This window comes from Streptomyces sp. NBC_00057, assembly GCF_045041165.1.
Taxonomy (GTDB): Bacteria; Actinomycetota; Actinomycetes; order Streptomycetales; family Streptomycetaceae; genus Streptomyces.
Genome location: NZ_CP108256.1, coordinates 1,012,517 through 1,029,379 on the forward strand (window position 1 = coordinate 1,012,517; position 16,863 = coordinate 1,029,379).

At 69.2% G+C, this 16,863-nt stretch carries 15 protein-coding genes and 9 pseudogenes; 10 read left to right on the forward strand and 14 right to left on the reverse strand.

What is annotated here, in order from left to right:
* Positions 1-52: 52 nt before the first annotated feature.
* Positions 53-624: pseudogene (locus OG953_RS05030) on the reverse strand (LysR family transcriptional regulator).
* 4 nt (positions 625-628) lie between these two features.
* On the opposite strand from OG953_RS05030, the pseudogene OG953_RS05035 reads away from it, so the two are divergent.
* Positions 629-1,000, forward strand: a pseudogene (locus OG953_RS05035) (hypothetical protein); the annotation flags it as partial.
* Between the two features lie 492 nt (positions 1,001-1,492).
* On the opposite strand, the pseudogene OG953_RS05040 reads toward OG953_RS05035, so the two are convergent.
* The 3 genes and pseudogenes from OG953_RS05040 to istA all read right to left on the reverse strand — a co-directional run.
* Positions 1,493-1,597 (reverse strand): annotated as a pseudogene (locus OG953_RS05040) (IS481 family transposase); the annotation flags it as partial.
* A 321-nt stretch (positions 1,598-1,918) separates the two neighbouring features.
* Entirely contained in the window at positions 1,919-2,710 is a 792-nt protein-coding gene (istB, locus tag OG953_RS05045; protein WP_266795039.1) for an IS21-like element helper ATPase IstB, read from the reverse strand.
* Positions 2,710-4,242: an IS21 family transposase gene (gene istA / locus OG953_RS05050; RefSeq protein WP_405682118.1), complete on the reverse strand. Its 1,533-nt coding sequence runs from the start codon at positions 4,240-4,242 to the stop codon at positions 2,710-2,712. The genes istB and istA overlap by 1 nt, the downstream gene beginning before the upstream one ends.
* Positions 4,243-4,532: 290 nt before the next feature.
* Here istA and OG953_RS05055 point away from each other — a divergent pair.
* Positions 4,533-4,796, forward strand: a pseudogene (locus OG953_RS05055) (AMP-binding protein); the annotation flags it as partial.
* A gap of 22 nt (positions 4,797-4,818) precedes the next feature.
* Positions 4,819-5,262 carry an AMP-binding protein gene (locus tag OG953_RS05060; RefSeq protein ID WP_405691641.1) on the forward strand — a complete coding sequence of 148 codons (444 nt, stop codon included), beginning with the start codon at positions 4,819-4,821 and terminating at the stop codon, positions 5,260-5,262.
* Between the two features lie 285 nt (positions 5,263-5,547).
* Here OG953_RS05060 and OG953_RS05065 read toward each other — a convergent pair whose 3' ends face one another.
* Complete coding sequence (locus OG953_RS05065; protein ID WP_405682730.1) at positions 5,548-5,703, reverse strand: DUF6131 family protein; 156 nt, start codon at positions 5,701-5,703, stop codon at positions 5,548-5,550.
* 143 nt (positions 5,704-5,846) lie between these two features.
* Between OG953_RS05065 and OG953_RS05070 the strand changes: the two genes are divergently transcribed.
* The gene (locus OG953_RS05070) at positions 5,847-6,557 is read left to right on the forward strand and encodes a hypothetical protein (RefSeq protein ID WP_405682731.1); all 711 of its coding nucleotides are present in this window, start codon (positions 5,847-5,849) and stop codon (positions 6,555-6,557) included.
* On the opposite strand, the pseudogene OG953_RS05075 reads toward OG953_RS05070, so the two are convergent.
* Positions 6,550-7,261: pseudogene (locus OG953_RS05075) on the reverse strand (IS5 family transposase); the annotation flags it as partial. The gene OG953_RS05070 and the pseudogene OG953_RS05075 sit on opposite strands and share 8 nt — an antisense overlap.
* On the opposite strand from OG953_RS05075, the pseudogene OG953_RS05080 reads away from it, so the two are divergent.
* Together OG953_RS05080 and OG953_RS05085 are read left to right on the forward strand one after the other, a co-directional pair.
* Positions 7,258-7,691: pseudogene (locus OG953_RS05080) on the forward strand (glutamate-cysteine ligase family protein); the annotation flags it as partial. The pseudogenes OG953_RS05075 and OG953_RS05080 overlap by 4 nt on opposite strands.
* A gap of 356 nt (positions 7,692-8,047) precedes the next feature.
* Positions 8,048-9,094: an AI-2E family transporter gene (locus tag OG953_RS05085; RefSeq protein ID WP_405682732.1), complete on the forward strand. Its 1,047-nt coding sequence runs from the start codon at positions 8,048-8,050 to the stop codon at positions 9,092-9,094.
* Here the strand turns inward: OG953_RS05085 and OG953_RS05090 are convergent.
* Positions 9,049-9,327, reverse strand: a complete 279-nt coding sequence (locus OG953_RS05090; RefSeq protein WP_405682733.1) for a hypothetical protein — start codon at positions 9,325-9,327, stop codon at positions 9,049-9,051. The genes OG953_RS05085 and OG953_RS05090 overlap by 46 nt on opposite strands.
* A 147-nt stretch (positions 9,328-9,474) precedes the next feature.
* Here OG953_RS05090 and OG953_RS05095 point away from each other — a divergent pair, with 147 nt between their 5' ends.
* Entirely contained in the window at positions 9,475-10,095 is a 621-nt protein-coding gene (locus OG953_RS05095) for an L-threonylcarbamoyladenylate synthase (protein ID WP_093899210.1), read from the forward strand.
* Positions 10,096-10,605: 510 nt separating this feature from the next.
* On the opposite strand, the pseudogene OG953_RS05100 reads toward OG953_RS05095, so the two are convergent.
* From OG953_RS05100 to OG953_RS05125, 6 genes and pseudogenes are all read right to left on the reverse strand, one after another.
* Positions 10,606-10,659: pseudogene (locus OG953_RS05100) on the reverse strand (hypothetical protein); the annotation flags it as partial.
* On the reverse strand, positions 10,650-10,952 hold the full coding sequence (locus OG953_RS05105) for a hypothetical protein (RefSeq protein WP_405692445.1): 303 nt from the start codon (positions 10,950-10,952) through the stop codon (positions 10,650-10,652). The gene OG953_RS05105 and the pseudogene OG953_RS05100, both read right to left, overlap by 10 nt.
* Positions 10,853-11,230 carry a serine protease gene (locus tag OG953_RS05110; RefSeq protein WP_405682734.1) on the reverse strand — a complete coding sequence of 126 codons (378 nt, stop codon included), beginning with the start codon at positions 11,228-11,230 and terminating at the stop codon, positions 10,853-10,855. Before OG953_RS05110 ends, OG953_RS05105 begins: the two co-directional genes overlap by 100 nt.
* 5 nt (positions 11,231-11,235) lie before the next feature.
* A pseudogene (locus OG953_RS05115) lies at positions 11,236-11,421 on the reverse strand (trypco2 family protein); the annotation flags it as partial.
* 12 nt (positions 11,422-11,433) lie between these two features.
* The gene (locus OG953_RS05120) at positions 11,434-11,562 is read right to left on the reverse strand and encodes a hypothetical protein (RefSeq protein WP_405682735.1); all 129 of its coding nucleotides are present in this window, start codon (positions 11,560-11,562) and stop codon (positions 11,434-11,436) included.
* Positions 11,563-11,591: 29 nt separating this feature from the next.
* Positions 11,592-12,218: a TetR/AcrR family transcriptional regulator gene (locus OG953_RS05125; RefSeq protein WP_405682737.1), complete on the reverse strand. Its 627-nt coding sequence runs from the start codon at positions 12,216-12,218 to the stop codon at positions 11,592-11,594.
* On the opposite strand from OG953_RS05125, the pseudogene OG953_RS05130 reads away from it, so the two are divergent.
* From OG953_RS05130 to OG953_RS05140, 3 genes and pseudogenes are all read left to right on the forward strand, one after another.
* A pseudogene (locus tag OG953_RS05130) lies at positions 12,170-13,207 on the forward strand (amidase family protein); the annotation flags it as partial. The gene OG953_RS05125 and the pseudogene OG953_RS05130 sit on opposite strands and share 49 nt — an antisense overlap.
* A 182-nt stretch (positions 13,208-13,389) precedes the next feature.
* Positions 13,390-13,785: an alpha/beta hydrolase gene (locus OG953_RS05135; protein ID WP_405691643.1), complete on the forward strand. Its 396-nt coding sequence runs from the start codon at positions 13,390-13,392 to the stop codon at positions 13,783-13,785.
* Between the two features lie 555 nt (positions 13,786-14,340).
* Positions 14,341-16,044, forward strand: coding sequence for a GAF domain-containing protein (locus OG953_RS05140; RefSeq protein ID WP_405691645.1), 1,704 nt, complete (start codon positions 14,341-14,343; stop codon positions 16,042-16,044).
* 14 nt (positions 16,045-16,058) lie between these two features.
* On the opposite strand, the gene OG953_RS05145 is transcribed toward OG953_RS05140, so the two are convergent.
* A complete protein-coding gene (locus OG953_RS05145; RefSeq protein WP_405682738.1) occupies positions 16,059-16,802 on the reverse strand; it encodes a response regulator in 744 nt (247 codons plus the stop codon).
* Between the last annotated feature and the right edge of the window lie 61 nt (positions 16,803-16,863).

Sequence of the window (16,863 nt, forward strand, 5' to 3'; positions counted from 1 at the left end):
GAGGCAGGAGCACGATGTTACTGGCGTGATCTCAAGGCTTCGACGGTCCGCGTCAGCCGGTGAGCCGGGCAATGAGTGCTTGGGCAGTGATCGCCGGGGCCTTCGGGTGGAGTACTTCGGTGCGGTGGACGAGGCGGGGTGCGGTGACACGGACAGCGGCCGTGTCCGGTAGCACGAGGGCGAGGGAAAGGGGCAGGGCGGTCAGCCCGTGCCCGGCGGCGACGAGCGATCCGAGGCCGCGTACATCGGTTCCGTTGTACGTGATGTGGGGGCGGAACCCGTCGGTGTTGGCTGCGGCACGCAGTTGCGTGAGGGGAACGGCGGTGTCGGCTGCGTCGATCCAGTGGGCGTCGGCAAGGTCGGAGAGACGCAGGGAGCGCCGTCGCGCCAGTGGGTGATCGGCCGGGAACAGGACAGCGAGGGGTTCAGGAGCGGTCGGGCGTGTTCCATGAGCCGCTCGCCCGCTGCCGTCGGCCCGACCGGCCGGCGTTCCACCAGCCGGGTGCCGAGATCGTTCTCGAGGGCCGCGATGTGCTGCGACACGGCGGACTGGGTGTAGCCCAGGGACTGGGCGGCGGCGGAGAAGGAGCGGGCTTCGACGACGGCGACGAAACTGATATTCATGGATCACGCATCTGCTGCGCCCGTCGAAGACGCGGTGGTGGTCCCGCTGGCCTGCTCGCCGGTCGGCCACGAGGGTGCGATCAGGCTCACCGACGGCTCATGGGCCGCCCGGCTCCTGGGTGCCGAACGCACGGTGGAGCGCTACTACTGCAGCTACGGACCCAACCCCCGCCACCTGGACCTGCTGCGGTCGCGCGGGCTGCACTTCACTGGCGTCGACGATGCGGGCGAGGTCCGAATCGCCGAACTGCCGGCACACCCGTTCTTTCTGGCCACCCTCTTCCAGCCCGAACTGTTCGGCGACGGCACCCGGCCCCACCCCTTGATCACAGGACTGGCAGAAGCCGCCGTCCGTCACGCGAAAGGCTCGCTCTGATGCAGGTCCGGGACGACACCCCTCGCAGCTGGAGGACTCGCGTGGCGGTCGCGGTGGCCGCGTATGTACGAGCGTGCACGGTCCCCGATGCCCACGCCGCCAGCCCTCTCGCGCCGGTGCCGGACGCCGCACTGACCGCGATCCGCACCGACATGTCGAAAACGCACCTGGGCGTGCCCCCGCACTATCGCTGCGGGTCGTGTGCTGTGAGCAGCCCGAGGATGGTGTCCACCGCGTCAACGGACCGGGGGAACGATTCAAACGGCTCAGAACCCCAGCATCGACTTGTCGAGCACGCCGCCCACTGCACCGTAGAAGCTGCACGTGGTGCCGCGTCACACAGCTCGCATTTGCCATGCACTGATCAGAGCACCTTTCATGCAGCGCGCGCCAGAGGCCTATCGCGCCGCCACCGGCAGTATCGGTGTTCGCCCGCGAGGCGGGTCGGCACTGGGCGTCACCCCTCGGGACAGGACCGGTGACCTGCGAGGTCGGGGCCGCGGCTTGCGGTGGTTTGCCCGCGAGCGCGGTGTGTCCGCGGTGGTGATTGCAGGTACGCAGCCAGGGCGGGAATGCTCTGCGGCGTTCGGTCTCCGACACGGCAGGAGGAGCCCGGGGACACGCTGCCGTTCAACCGGGCTCCGCAAGGGAGCCGGGTTGCGGGGCTGCTGCGGGTCGCGGCACCGTCCTCGTCGCCGCGGGCGGACAAGATGCCGTTCAGTCTCTCCAGCATGCCTGGTCCACTGGTGCCGGCCGGGCGGTCTCAGGCCCTGGCAGGCTTCCATTTCGAGGCAGCGGGCAGGAGTGTCAATGGCCTCGAAGTTCTCCCCGTAGGCGGCCAGGAGTGCTCCCCGCTGGCGGCCTGCGAGATCTCCCCAACGGCGGCCAGATAATTCCCCGCCGTGGTGAGTGCTGTGATCAGCTGAAGGGCTTGACTCCCTGTCCGGAGGTGGCCTGGGTGAGCCGGAAACTGTCACCCTGGGTGACCACGATGTGAGCGTGGTGCATGAGCCGGTCGACGGTCGCGGTGGCCAGCGTCTTCGGCATGATCTCGTCGAATCCGGAGGGGTGGAGGTTGCTGCTGACGGCGAGCGCGCGTCGTTCGTAGGCGGCGTCGACCAGGCGGTAGAAGCCCTCGGCGGCGTCGGGGCTGACGGGCAGCAGGCCGATGTCGTCGACGATGATCAGGTCGGATCGGATCACCCGGGTCAGGGCCTTGGCGATGGAATCGTCGGCCCGGTGACGGCGGACGAGGGCGCCGAGGTCTTCGATGGAGAACCAGGCGACGGCCATCCCGGCCTCGACGGCGGCCTGCCCGAGGGCCTCGCACCAGTGGCTTTTCCCGGTCCCCGATGGGCCGACTACGCAGAGATTTTCCCTGCGTTGGACCCATTCGAGGGTCTTGATGGAGTCCTGGGTCGCGCGAGGTATGGAGGATGCCTGCTCGTCCCAGTCGCCGAACGTCTTCCCGGCGGGGAACCCGGCCCGCTTGCGTCGAGTGTGCAGGTTCGCTCGGTCGCGGCCGGCGGCCTCTTCGGAGAGGAGGACGCGTACGACTTCTGCGGGGTCCCACCTCTGGGCCTTCGCGGTGGGGATCACATCGGTCAACGCCTTGCGGATGTGCGGGAGTTTGAGCCGCTTGGTCAGTTCGATGGCCTCGGCGAGCTGGTCGCCGCTGGAGCCGGAAACGGTGCGCAGTGGGGTGGCCATCAGAGAGTGTCGCCTTCGTCTTCGTCGTCGTGTTCGAGCGGGATGGTGCCGAAGCGGGACCAGGCGGAGGTGCCGGGCTGCAGGCTGTGGGTTTCGCTGGCGCGGGTGACCTCGACGTTTTCCAGGCCGACCTGGTAGTCGAGGATGGAGATGAGGTCTTTCTCGGCGAACCGGCCGGTGACCGCGGCGGTGCCAAGGGCCCGGTCGACCTCGGCAGTGGAGTAGAGCTTGGAGAAGGCGACGGCCTCGGCCATCTTCGTCTTGACCTTGCGTGTTCCGGCGGTGGCGGCCTCGACCAGCCAGGAGGCGGCGCCGGGGCCGAGCATCAAGAACGCGGCCTCCTCCGCGCTGGTCGCCTTCGGGACGCGATCGCCTTCCTTGTTCTCGCGCGGCGGGTAGTGCGCGTCGTCAAGGACCGGGGTGCCAGCCGATCCGCGCGGGTGGCGGGCCACCTCGCGGGCATGACCGTCGGCAGGGCCGACGGCGGTGACGATCAGTTCGTCGCCGTGGAATCGGGCCCAGACCCGGGTGTCGATCAGCTGGTGCGGGACCGAATAGCGCACGGCCTCGACCGAGATCGTGGAGTCCCAGCAGACCCTGCGGGTGGTGCCGAACGCGACGGTGAAGGGCTGCTTGGGCAGCGGATGCAGCCGCTGGCGTTCCTCGGCGAGCATCTCGACGGGCCGTCGTTGGGTCTCGCGGTGGACCCGGTTGTTGACCTCCTCGCAGAAGGTGCGGCAGGCCGACTCAAGGGCGGCGAAGTTGCGGTATTCCTCAAGGAGGTTGACGTCTTTGGGGACCAGGTCGGCCTTGGCGATGCGGACGGTCGCCTCGCTCCCGCCCTTGGTTTCGGGGTCCGCCGGCAGACAGGTACGTATCGTCATGCCGTAGTGGCGGGCGACCTCAACGATCTCGGGGTTGCGGACCGCGATCCCGGCGATGTGGTCGGTGGTGACCGTCTTCTCGTTGTCGGTCAACGCGTAGGCCGGGACCCCGCCGATCCGCCGCAGCGTCGCGTCCAGACACGCGGTGATCGTCGGCAGCGTCTTGTCCCAAACCGGGATCACCACGCGGAAACGCGACCAGGCCACCCACGCGCACCACAAAGAAGTGCGTCGTCCGCCGATCTGCGGGCCCTCGCCCCAGTCCCATTGCAGCCATAGCCCCGGCTCGGTGATCCAGGGCCGGTAAACCCGACGCTGACCGGCCCTGAACTGGGCTTTTGCCTCGGCGACGGTGCGGCGGGTGGTGCGTTCCCCGCCCGTGAAGCCCATCGCGGTGATCCTCTTGTGGACCACATCCGCACGGATCCGCCCGTTCGAGCGGACCACCAGCTCTTCAATCTTCGGCAGGAACACGTCGATCGCACGGTCGCGGTGCCGACGGACGTCGGGGTGCTGTCCAGCGGCCCGCATCTTCACATATCGGGCCACCGTGTGGTGGTCGCACCGGGCGAGCTCGGCCGCCGCGCGGTAACTGCCCGTGAGGTCGTACGCCTCAAGGATGTCCATGATCTCCCTGCTGTTCTTCACCCGCTCGAGCTTCGCCGACCGGGTACGTCTGGGGCGAGCGGGGAGATATCTGGCCGTCCGTGGGGAAATCCCTGGCCATCAGTGGGGCCGTAAATGGCCGCCTATGGGGAGTATGCCGAGGCCACGGTCACAGGAGGGCGAATCGGTTGGGAGCCGCTCTCACGGCAGTCGCACAGACCGATCAGGTGATGTTCTGTCTCAGCCTCCTCTCAGCGGGCGCCATACAGGCTGGAACAGTCCTCCCGGACCACCGGGCGTCCTTCGCCCCGAGCTGAGGAGGAGGTTTCCTTATGGCCTCCCACACCGTGGACCCGCCTGTCGTTCCGGCTGGAGACTTCGCCGACCGAAGCGCGACAAACACGGCCCGTCGGCTGCACCACTTCTTTCAAGGCGCCTGTGACCGCACACCGTGGGCCGTCGCCCGGGAATGCGATGAGCAGCGTCTGACGTACGCCGATCTCGACGCACGCGCCAACCAGGTGGCCCACTACCTGCGCCGTGTGGGCGTCGGCACGGGTACTCGCGTGGCTGTCCTGCTACCGCGGTCTGTGGGCATGTACGTCTCGGCTCCTGGGCGTGTGCAAGGCCGGGGCGACGTTCGTGCCGCTCGACCCCGCGTCCCCACCCGAACGCATCGCGTACATCCTGGGCGACGCAGGCGCCGCAGTCCTGCTGACCACGGGCGTTCTGATGCCGCGCACCGGGCATGCGGAGACGGAGGAGCCGGGAGCGTGCCGGGTGATCCGGACCGACGCCTGGGCGAGTGAACTCGCCTGCCTTCCCACGACGCGGCCGCCTGCCGATACGTCCGCCGCGGGCCGGTACGAGTTCGCCGACTTCCTGGAGACACATCGCGTCACGGTGCTGTACTGCGTGCCGACGCTGCCGGCGACGATCCCGCGCGAGCTGCCGCGGGTTCGCAGTGTCGTCGTGGGCCCGCTCGCGCGCCCGTTCCGGGTCGACAACGGCGCCCTCGGGCCACTGCATCTTCGTCCCCCGTTGCGATGGACCAGATTCTGACGGTGTCGCCAGATCATCGTGCCCCAGAACGACGGGGCATGAACAGATGCTGGGCCCGGCTGCCCGGGTTGATGCCCCGTCCCCATCCGCGCTCGTTCATCCGTCAAGGCCCGGATCAAATGCACGTCGTCCCACTGCCCGAGATCCATATCTCCGGGGCCCACCCTCGCCTGTGACACCCCGGAGCAGTGAGAAGGGGCGGATCAGCACATCGGCGCGGCGAGGGCCCGGCCCGCCTTGGCAGCGGGCGTGACCGAGGAGGGCGCCGACGGCGGAACGGCAGTCCTACCAGTAATGCCGTCGACCTCCCACCGAATGCCCGACGGCACCCAGGATCCAGAGAACGATGCCGATCACGACGAGCACGACACCGATCGTCCAAAGAATCGAGATGCCTGCCACCAGGCCGATGACCAGCAGAATGACACCGAGGATGATCACGACGACCTCCGATCTCTCATCTTCACCCAGTATGCGCCTGACGCCTTCGCGGGGTGATACGGGTCGTGCGAGGAGCATCGCCTCCGGCCGCGGAGGCACCGCTCGAATGACGGTGGGCTGCGGCCTCGTGCGAGGATGCTGTCGTGTCAGACGCGATTGAGACAGTCAACTGGGGCGTCATACCGGGCCGTCCCGGCTGGTACGAACCGGCTCGTGCCGCACGCGGTCTGCGCGCCCTGGCAGATGCAGCGAGCCTGATACAGGCAGCCGAGGCCGGCTCGCTGCTCGACGGCGGCGGAATCGTCCATGGTCACAGTGGAGCTGTGTTCCCAGCGGCTGTGGTTGCGGCACCCCTGCTCCTGGACATCGCCCAGCAGGGTCACCCGGCGGCGAGGGACACCGCGTTGGGGCTGGTCGATGAGGCCCTGTCGTCCTATCCTCACGTCGGGTACACGCGAGTGACGACGCCCTGCGGGACAGCGGTCCCGATCTGCTGCGCCATCGCCCATCACCTGCGAGCCCGCACCGTTTTCCTCGCCGGGCTGGGCAAGAGGGGCAAGGCGCTACTTGCCGATGCCGCCGATCACTGGCGCTTCGAGATCCAAGAGTGCGCCGCCGACGGCAATGACACGGCAGCCTTCGGGACTCTGGCAGGCCGTTTCCCGGCGGGCGTGCACGCGGCGGAACTGCACCTCGCCGGTGGAATCACTGTGCTGGACGACGTTGTCCTCGAATACCCGCCCGTGGAGGGCTCTCGCGAGGCGGCCTTGCGGGTGATCGGACGGCATCCGGGCGAACTGCCGCCCGGCGCCACCCTGTTTCCGGTGGAGTGCGGGGAACGCGTGCAAGGGTGAGGAAGGCTTCGTGAATGTCGTCCCGGATCTCCCAGCGGATCCGCAGGGCGGAACCAGCGTAGGTGGGCGAACGCGCGCTCCACGACCCAGCGTTGGGCGCCCAGGCCGGAGCCGTGTTCGGTGCCCCGGCGGGCGATCAGCGGCTTCACGCCGAGGTCCCGAACCAGACGGCGGTACTTGTCGTGGTCGTAGCCGCGGTCTCCCAGCACCACGTCCGGGCGGCGCCAGGGCCGGCCCCCGTTTGCCCCGCACCGGCGGCACCGCTTCGAGCAGGGGGACCAGTTGGGTGACGTCGTTGCGGTTGCCGCCAGTCGAGGTGGCCGCGAGCGGGATGTCGGTGACGTCGGTGATCAGGTGATGCTCGCTGCCCGTCCTGCCCCGGCCAACGGGGCTTCGTCCGGTCTTGGAGCCCCCTTTAACGCCCGGATGTGGGAGCCGTCGACCGCCGCGCGGGAGAAGTCCAGAGCGTTCGCACCGCGAAGCCTGGCGAGGAGGGCCTCGTGCAGCCGGGGCCACACCCCGGCCCCGGTCCACTCCGCCAGGCGGCGCCGGCAGGTCATGCCCGACCCGAAGCCGAGTTCCTGCGGCAGGTGTTCCCAGGCGATCCCGGTGTGCAGCACGAACAGGATGCCCTGGAACACCAAACGGTCCGGATGCCGCTTGCGCCCCGGATGCCGAGCCCGACGCTCCACCTTCGGCAGCAGTGGCTTCGGCGGAGCTGTGCCGCCAGCAGCTCGAGTTCGCCACTCAGCCGCGGACCGGGATGAGCGAAATCGGGTCGGAGAACCGGCGTTGGCGGGCCGAGGGCGTCGGCCACGCCGCGGAATCGGGGGCCGCCGTCGCCGCTCTGGCGACATCCCCGCTCCCGGTCAGTCCGACGGTCGGGAGGGGCGAGCGGTATCAGTGGCTGGAGGAGCAGTTCGGGCTCACGACGCAGGAACAGCTCACATGTGGCCGCCATGCCCATGTCATGTTGTCGACAACGAGGGCGTTGCGGTGCTGGAGCGGATCCGAGTGTGGCTGCCGGTGCTGCTGGCCCTGCGCACGAACTCCCCTTTCTGGCAGGGCAAGGACAGCCAGTACAGCAGCTACCACAGCCGGGCCTGGGCCCGCCCGGGGTGGCCCGGCGCGGGACGCTCACCTCGCATGCGTCGCTGGAGACCTGCATGCGGAACTCCGGCGGCAACTGGATCGACAAGTCCGTCAGCGACGACAGCCACGGGTGGATGGCCGGTGGCTCCGCCCGTAGGGTGACTTCCTGCGCATGTCGCCGCGAGAGCCCGGGAGGAAGCATCCCCTGCTGGTACCAGCAGGGGATGCCCAGGCCATCGCATCCGCAGCCCGACAACACGGACCCCGGCGTGCCGTCCGAAGGACGACGGCACCGGATCCGCACCGCGTCCCGTCAGGCGCTGCGCGGCATCACGCGCCCTGCGAACCGGAACCCGGGCGCGCAACATGCGCCGCCCGGCCTGCGGTACGAGCCACGCGTGAACCCCACGCTGCAGACGGCCGCTGCCTACGCCTGGCGAATCCTCGTCGTGGGAGCCGTCGTGTACGCCGTCTTCTCAGCGCTGGGACGGTTCCACGAGGTAGCGGTAGCCGTCTTCCTCGGCCTGATCGGCACCGCGATGTTGCGCCCGGTGGCGGATCTCCTGGATCGTCTGATGCCGCGGCCGCTCGCTGTCGCTGTGGCGCTTCTCGGCAGCATCGCCCTCGTCCTCGGCGTTCTGACCCTCATCGGCGAGGTAGTCGCCGCAGAACGCGCCGGGCTGGAACGGGAGTTCGGCGACGGCTTGGTCAGGATCGAACACTGGCTGGAGGGGCCACCGTTCCGGCTGAACCCCAAGGCGCTCGACGACATGCAGTCCCGGATCGGGCAGTTCCTGTCCAGCCATCGCTCCACCCTCATCAGCACAGCCCTCAGTGGAGTGGGCCGACTGGTGGAGGTGGTGACCGTGTTCGTTCTCGCATTGTTCTGCTCGGTCTTCTTCATTCACTCGGGCGACCGGCAGTGGGACTGGTTCTGCGACCAGCTTCCGGAGACGGCCCGGGCCCGGGTGACGATCGCGGGCCGTGCGGCGTGGCGGACGTTCACCGGATACACACACGGCATCATCCTGGTGGCGGCGACCAACGCATTACTCGTCGGACTGGCCCTGTTCGCACTCGGAGTGCCGCTGGCCCTTCCCCTGGCGCTGCTGGAGTTCTTCGCCGCCTTCATTCCGTTGATCGGCTCACCGGTCGCCCTCGCAGTCGCGGCCGTGGTGGCTCTGGCGGCGAAAGGCCCGATCGTGGCGGCCGTCGTCATCGCGCTGATCGTGGTCATCGGCCAGATCGAGGGCCATCTTCTGCACCCGATCGTGATGAGCTCGGCCGTCCGACTGCACCCGGTGGTGGTCGCACTCGCGGTGATCGGCGGCGCCATCGCGGCGGGGGCGCTGGGCGCGGTGGTGGCGGTACCGCTCGTGTCCGTCGTCTGGTCGGCCCGTCAGGCCCTGCGCCAGACACGCGGATCCGCGCAGGCGAAGGATTGAGGGATGACGTCGACGGAAATGTCCAGCCGCCTGCCCGCGACATCGAGCCCCTCGACCTTCAGCGGCCGGTAAGCCTCCGCGATCGCCGTGTCGTGCGGCCGGATGGAACCGATGTGATAGCCGTACGGGTTGTAGGTAACGAAGTCGCCGCTCAGCGTTCGCAGACCATGGCCCGAGTCGAGGTCGGGCGCGCTGAGCCTGGCGGCCGGCACGGACTGTTCTTCTGCTTCCAACGCTGCTTCGTGAGCGGCGCCAACGCGGGAGCGGTCAAGGAGTGAGCTCCGGCGCCGTCAGAAACCGACGGCGCCGGAACCCGACGCACCTACCGGACCGGGCCCCGCTGTTCTGAGCGTAATGTCCTGATCACCTAGACTCGACGGATGGCGAAGTATTTCGACGTGCACCCCGAGAATCCTCAAGCGCGCACCATCCGCTCCGTGGCCGACAGCATCCGGGCCGGCGCGCTCGTCGCGTACCCGACGGACTCCTGTTACGCATTGGGGTGCCAGTTGGGCAGTCGTGACGGCATCAGCCGGATCCGGTCGATCCGGAACCTCGACGACCGTCACCATTTCACCCTTGTGTGCCAGAACTTCGCGCAGCTGGGTCAGTTCGTGCACATCGACAACGATGTGTTCCGCGCGATCAAGGCAGCGACACCCGGCAGTTACACCTTCATCCTCCCCGCGACGAAGGAGGTGCCGCGTCAGCTGCTGCACCCGAAGAAGAAGACGGTCGGAGTCCGGATTCCCGACCATGTCGTCGCTCAGGCGCTGCTCGCCGACCTCGGTGAGCCGCTGCTGTCCAGCACCTTGCTCCTGCCCGACGAGGACGAGCCGCTGACACAGGGCTGGGAGATCAAGGAACGGCTCGACCATGTGGTGGACGCCGTGGTCGACTCGGGCGACTGCGGCACCGAGCCGACCACGGTCATCGACTTCTCCGGCGGTGAGCTCGAGATCGTACGCCGAGGGGCGGGCGACACCGCGCGGTTCGAGTAGCCGCGCCGCGGGCATCACGGTGCCTGCTGGGCGGCCTCCGTGCCGGAACGCCGATGACTCATGTGCGGGGTGCCTGCGGCGCGGTTGCGGCAGCGCCGTGCGCGGCGGACGGCCCGGGCTCCCCAGAGCGCCCTGGTGTGCGATGCACTCGGTGAGCAGGCGATTGAACACAGCAGGCCGCGCCGCTGCGAGGTTCTTGAGCATGGCGATGGCGCGTGTGACGGACATCAGTGCCTCTTCCCGCCGCCCCATCTCGTCCTGCCTGACCGCGCAGTTGCTCAGCGACAGTGCGAGGTCGGGGAGAAACGCGTCCGGGTGCGCGGTCGCCAGGCGCTCGCGGATCTCCACCGCACGGCTGATCGCCACGAGGGCTTCCTTGTGCCGGCCCAGTTCCGCCAGCCGGTTGGACTGGTGGTTCAGCGACACGGCGAGGCTGGGCAGAAACACCTCGTGGCGCGCGGCCGCCAGCTCCTCACGGATCTCCACCGCACGCATACTCGCCGCCAACGCCTCCTCCCGCCTTCCCGACTCGGCAAGATCCGCCGACAGATTGTTCAGCGACACCGCAAAGTCCGGAAGAGGGAACCGCAGGTGACGGCCGCTCCCGAGATGCCCTGCCAGCCGGCTCGCCGGGCAGCGGGCGCCGGGCGTCCTTGGTCGGGGCGGTGCCCCGCGGTGATCAGGTAGTGATTCGTGCGCGAACCCGCCATCGGATTGATGTATCCGTCGACCTGGTCGATTTCCCGATCGGTGCCGGTCAGTGTGAGGCTGTCCGGAAATCCGGCCGCCTGGCAGGCCACCCGGACATCCTGGCCGATGAGACGCCCGAACCGGGCCGGCGCCAGGCCGTCCGGCACTTGCCAGGTGTCCGGTTCCCCGGCGCCGATACGGCGAGCAGTGCGGCGTCAAGCACCGGATCTGCCCATGCGACGTTCGCCGGACAGAGCCGCCCGCCGAGGAGCCGGACCAGCACACGCTCGTACGCTTGGCCACGCTCGTCGGCCACGACATGCCAGGCGGTCAGCACGAGCCGGCCGACGAGCACGGTCCCCGTACCGAAGGAGGCCCCGCCGCCGGCCTCTCGCGCCGCCCACACCTCGGCCAGACGACAACGGTCGAACCATGCGCCTGCCATGACCCCTACTCAGCGGGCAGTTCGTCCACCCGGCTGCTCACCTTGGCCGGTTGGCCCTGGGCATCCGTCGGCTGCAGAGTGATCTCCAGCCGGTGCGCATCTGCGGTGGCCTTGCTCGCCCTGCCGCCCGCCGACAGGACGAAGACCTTCGCAATGACGTCCCCCGCCTTCTCCTTGCGGACCTCCACCGCGAATTCGAGGGTTCAGCTCTCCACCGGCTTCACGTCCGTGCGCTTGGTGAAGGGCTTCCAGGGGCGGATACCGTCGCCGTCCGACTTGCCGGCGTATGTCGGATTGCCTGTGAGTGTCTGCTGCGTTTCCTCGTGTTCCACGGACAGTCCGAACAGTTTGAAGCCGAGATTCACCGTGCCGGCCGAGATGCCGATTCCGATGGCGAGCGAGTCGGCCGGACCGGACGCTCCCGGAGTCCGCCCAGGTGCGCGTGGAGGACGTCCTGCGCCTCTTGCGGAGTGAGATGGCCGATGAGGACATGCGCGGTGAGGCCGTCCGCAAGGGCGAGGAGGGTGCGGGCCTCGCGTCGCGGATCGAGGGGCACGGCACGGTCGGCGCCCTCGCCGGCTTCCGAGATGAGGCGGGTGAACGCCTCTTGCAGGGCGGCGTAGTTCGCCTTCAGCGTCCTCGCGAGGGCCTCGCTGACAGCCGCCTGAGCAACGAAGGCGAGCCAGACCCTGGCCTCGGCGCGGTGCTCTTCCTGGAGCAGTGAGATCTCGGTCACCGCATGCCCCAGGGCGGTGCCGGCCGACTGGGCCGGGCTCCTGACGAGGCGGGCCTGTACGCGCTCACTGATCCGCTCGCCGATGTGCCCGAGCGCGAACACGAGCATCTCTTCCTTCGTACGGAAGCATCGCTGAACGGCGCCCATCGACACCTGCGCACAGGCGGCGACGTCTCGAAGGGTCACGCCCTCCAGCCCGTGTTCGTGGGATGCACACGCGAAGCGAGCTCTTCGGCGACACGGCCAACCCATGGGACCGTGGCCGGACCCCGGGCGGCACCAGCGGGGGCGACGGGGTGGCCGTCGCCACGGGCATGGCAGCGCTCGGGCTCGGCAACGACTCCGGTGGATCGGTGCGCGTCCCGGCCCAGTTCTGCGGCGTGGCCGGGCTGAAGCCGACAACCGGGCGTTTCCCCGCGGACCACCGCATCGTCGGCCCCGACGACCCCGGCCCGGCATCCCAGATGCTGGTCACCGACGGCCCGTTGGCGCGGAGTGTGGGCGACCTCCGGTTGGCATACGAGGTGCTGGCCGGGACCGACCCGCGCGACCCGCGGGCCGTACCGGTACCTGCCTACGGCGAACCGCTCCCCGGGCCGGTGAAGGTCGCGGTCGTGGCGGACCCGGGTGGGCACGGCGTTCACTCCACGGTTCGCGGGGCCATCGAGACCGCGGCCGAGGCGCTGCGCGACGCCGGGTACGACGTGCGGGAGGTGCAGGACGTTCCGAGGCTGGACGAGGCGCTCGAAGCGTACAACCGGATCACCGTGACCGAGTTCGCTGCGACCTGGCCGGTGGTGCGGAGGCTGCTCGGAGCGGGCGGGGACCGCTATATCGAGATGACGATGGAGCAGACGCCGCCGGCAAGCGCGGACGAGTTCATGAAGCTGATGGGCACCTGGATGAACATCCGCCGCTCATGGGCCGAATTCCTCGACGAATACCCGCTGTTGCTCGGCCCGGTATTCACCGAGCCGCCGGTCGAGCCGGGGCTGGAGTCGCGCGACAGGGCCGGGCGGGACCGGGTCGGCTCGGCGATGCGACTGTGCGCCGTGACCAGCTTCGTGGGTGTGCCCGGTGTGGCCGTACCGACCGGAGTGGTCGACGGACTGCCGTCCGGGGTGCAGGTCGTCGGGCGCGCCTTCCGGGAAGACCTGTGCCTGGGCGCGGCGCAGGCGATCGAGGACCGGCTCGGAGTTCTCACACCGGTCGACCCGCGCGTGGGAGGCGGGGCTGATTGAGCCCTTGGGGAGCGCTTGCACCCTCGGCTCTCGGCCGGCTGCGCGCAAGTCCGAGGCAACAGCGCGGTGCGCGGGCAGCCGGCCGAGGCTGGACACGGTACGAACCGTACGCTCAGCCATGAGTAGAGCCACACCCGCAGATCGGACCTCGCCAAACAGCGACATCCACGCAAAGACCAGCCCTGGGGCTCAGCAACGCTGTCGTGCTCGGGCACTCGCTCGGAGGGGTCAATGCCTGCCAGCTCGCTGCCCGGCACCCCCGCCTCGTCCGTTCCCTGATCGCCGAAGGCATCGGTGCCGAGGTCGATGACGACCTGTCCTTCAGCCCGTCCTGGCCGAACCGGGCGCCGACACGGGAAAGGTTGCTGGAGGAGCTCGACCCGTCAGCAGGCTACGTCACGGACGCCATCCGCGAGTACGCCGACGGGTGGGGCCTGGCTTTCAGTCCGCAGGACACGAACGCCTCACAGCGGCGTCTCGATGGGAATCATCGGAAGGTTCCTCAGTTCATTGTGGTCACGGCAGAATCACCGACCTGCGAAACGGGTATGAAGACTCTTCATGGGTGCGCGATCTGAGTCATTCTTCCGGGCGGACGGTGATCAACGGAAGAGCGCGGCCCACCGGGCCTCCGTGTCCTCCAGCTCTGGCAGTTCTCCGAGCGCTCCCCGGCCGCACGGGGGCGTGTCGGGGGAGCGGTCGGGAAGGTCCGGTGGATCACGAGGGGACGGACCGGACCTTCCCGGCCGCACCATGTTGGCCGCCGCCCATGACGCTCCCCAGGGGCTGACGGGCACCTTCCACGAGGCCGACCGGCCCTACTGCCGTGTACATCCGGCAGCCGACCGGCCCTGCCCTCGCCGGCCTTCGAGACCACACACCGCCGGGCCCTCGGCACCTGGGCTGTCGTAGGCTGACCGCCCTTGGACCGGTCCCAGCCCTGCGGTGATCCGGTGAGCAGATACCGGCATACAGCCCCAGAGAACGGCACCCCGATGGCAGAGACAGCACCTCCGGAGCCCGGCTCCCACTTCGAAGTCCCCTCCCCCGGCCCCTCCTCCCTCACGCTCGGCTCGCCCGGCCCCTCCTGCCCCGGTCCGGCCGCGTGGCCGCAGCCCAGCCGACCGGACCGGATGCGCAGTCTGCTGGATGCCGTGATGAGTCTGGGACGGGGCCTGGAACTCCCGGAGGTGCTGCGCGGCATCGTGGAGGCAGCGGTGACGCTGACCGACGCGGAGTACGGGGCACTCGGAATTGTCGGGGACGGGCAGAAGCTCCTGGAGTTCCTGCCGGTGGGCCTGTCGGACCAGCTCGCCGCCACGATCGGGCAGTCACCGTGCGGCCGCGGAATCCTCGGCGAGCTGATCCTTCACCCGGAACCTCTGCGGCTCACCGATCTGAGCAGCCACCCACGCAGCTTCGGCTTTCCGCCTCATCATCCGCCGATGCGCACCTTCCTCGGCGTACCGGTGCGGGTGCGCGACGAGGTGTTCGGCAACCTCTATCTCACCGAGAAGCGGGGCGGGGTGAGCTTCGACGCCGACGACGAGGCGGTGCTGACCACCCTGTCGATCGCCGCCGGCGTCGCCATCGACAACGCCAGGATGTACGACGAGAGCCGCCGCCGGGAGCGGCGCCTGGAGGCACTGGGCGAGATCACCCGCACCCTGCTCGCGGGGACGGACGCCGACGAGGTGCTGCATCTGATCGCCGAGCGGGCGATGGAAGTGGCGGGGGCCGACCGGGCAGCGATTCTGCTGCCAACGGGGCGGCCCGGTTCCGCGCCCCTCTCAGAGGCTCCGACGGCATCAGCGGCCGGGGAACGCCTCACCGTTGCCGTCGCCCATGGACGGGACTCCGACCGTGTGACGGGGTTGTCCGTTCCGGCGTCGGGATCGCTGGCCGGGCTCGCCGCCAGTACCGGAATGCCTGTGCACTGCGCCGACGTCCGTACGGATCCCCGGGCCCATCCGTTCGGCGACGGTACCGAGGACGGCCTGGGCCCGGTGGTGGCGGTGCCGTTGCAGATCGACACCGGGGCGCTGGGCGCATTGCGCCTGGGGCGGCCGGTGGACCGCCCGCCGTTCGACGACACCGAGGTCCAACTCGTCTCCGGCTTCGCCGACCAGGCGGCCATCGCGCTGGAACTGGCCCGCAGACGGGCCGAGTCCGAGGAACTCGCCGTGATGCACGACCGGGACCGGATCGCCCGCGATCTGCACGATCTGGCGATCCAGCGGCTGTTCGCGACCGGGATGACTCTCCAGAGCAGCACCCGGGCCATCGCGGACCGCCCGGAAGCGGCCGAGCGGGTCAGCAGGGCAGTGGATGATCTGGACACCACGATCCGGATCATCCGGTCCACCATCTTCGATCTGCGCACGGCGGACGGTTCGGGCCGCAGCGGGCTGCGGCATCGGATAGCGGAGACCGCTCGCACGGCGGCACATGTCCTCGGCTTCCGACCCACCGTGCGGATCGACGGGCCGGTGGACACCACCGTCCCGGACGAACTCGCCGAACACGTGGTGGCGGTCGCCGCCGAGGCGGTGTCCAACGCGTCCCGCCATGCCCGTGCGAGTCGTATCGGCATCGTACTGTCGGCCGACGACGCGGTGACTCTGACCGTCACGGACAACGGCATCGGGATCCCGGCCGGTGACACGACGGCTCCCCCAACGGGGACAGCGATCAATGACGGCGGTCAGCCGGCAGGTCGCGGCGGTGGGCTGGACAATATGCGTACGCGGGCGGAGCTGTGCGGCGGCACACTCGCCATCGAACGGCCGACGGACGGCGGCACCCGGATCACGTGGTGCGTCCCGCTCCACGACTGACGCCTGAGAAACTGTCAGATTCGCCGGACCGGGGTTTGCCCCTGACGGTCCTTGATCCGGCCGACGAGCATCGCGGCGTGAATCCGGCGGCCGACGCCCAGTTTGGCGAGGATCGAGGAGATGCGGTTCTTGACGGTCTTCTCGGCCAGGAAGAGGCGTTCCGCGATTTCGCGGTTGGTGAGGCCCTCGCCGATGAGGTCCAGGATCTGGCGTTCCCTGGTCGTGAGCTGGTCCAGTTCCGATGCCTCCGACTCCTCGGCGGGGGTCCGCTGGGGGCCCCGCAGACGTGCCATCACACGAGCGGTCGTTCGTGGGTCGAGCATCGAGGTGCCGGACGCGACCGTGCGTACGGCGGCGATCAGATCGGCTCCGTTGATCTGCTTCAGTACGTAGCCGGCCGCGCCCGCCATGATGGCGTCGAACAGTGCCTCGTCGTCATCGAAGGAGGTCAGCATCAGACATGCCAGTTCGGGCATGAGGGCACGCAGTTCCCGGCATACCTCGATACCGGCGTGGTCACCGCGGGGGTCGTCCCCGAGCCGTACGTCCAGTACGGCGACCTGTGGCCTGCTGGCCGGTACGCGGGCCAGCGCCTCCCGGGCGTTGGACGCCTCGCCGACGACCTCGATGCCGTCCTCGGCCTCCAGCAGATCGCGTACGCCGCGCCGGACGACCTCGTGATCGTCGAGGATGAAAACGCGTACGGGGGCTGCGGACTGCGGCGTCGTGCTCAGCGGGGACTTCACGAGGTCATTCACACCATGCTCGATCGGTTCGGGGAAGGGGACTCGGACCAGTATGTGCATCCGTCCGCAGACC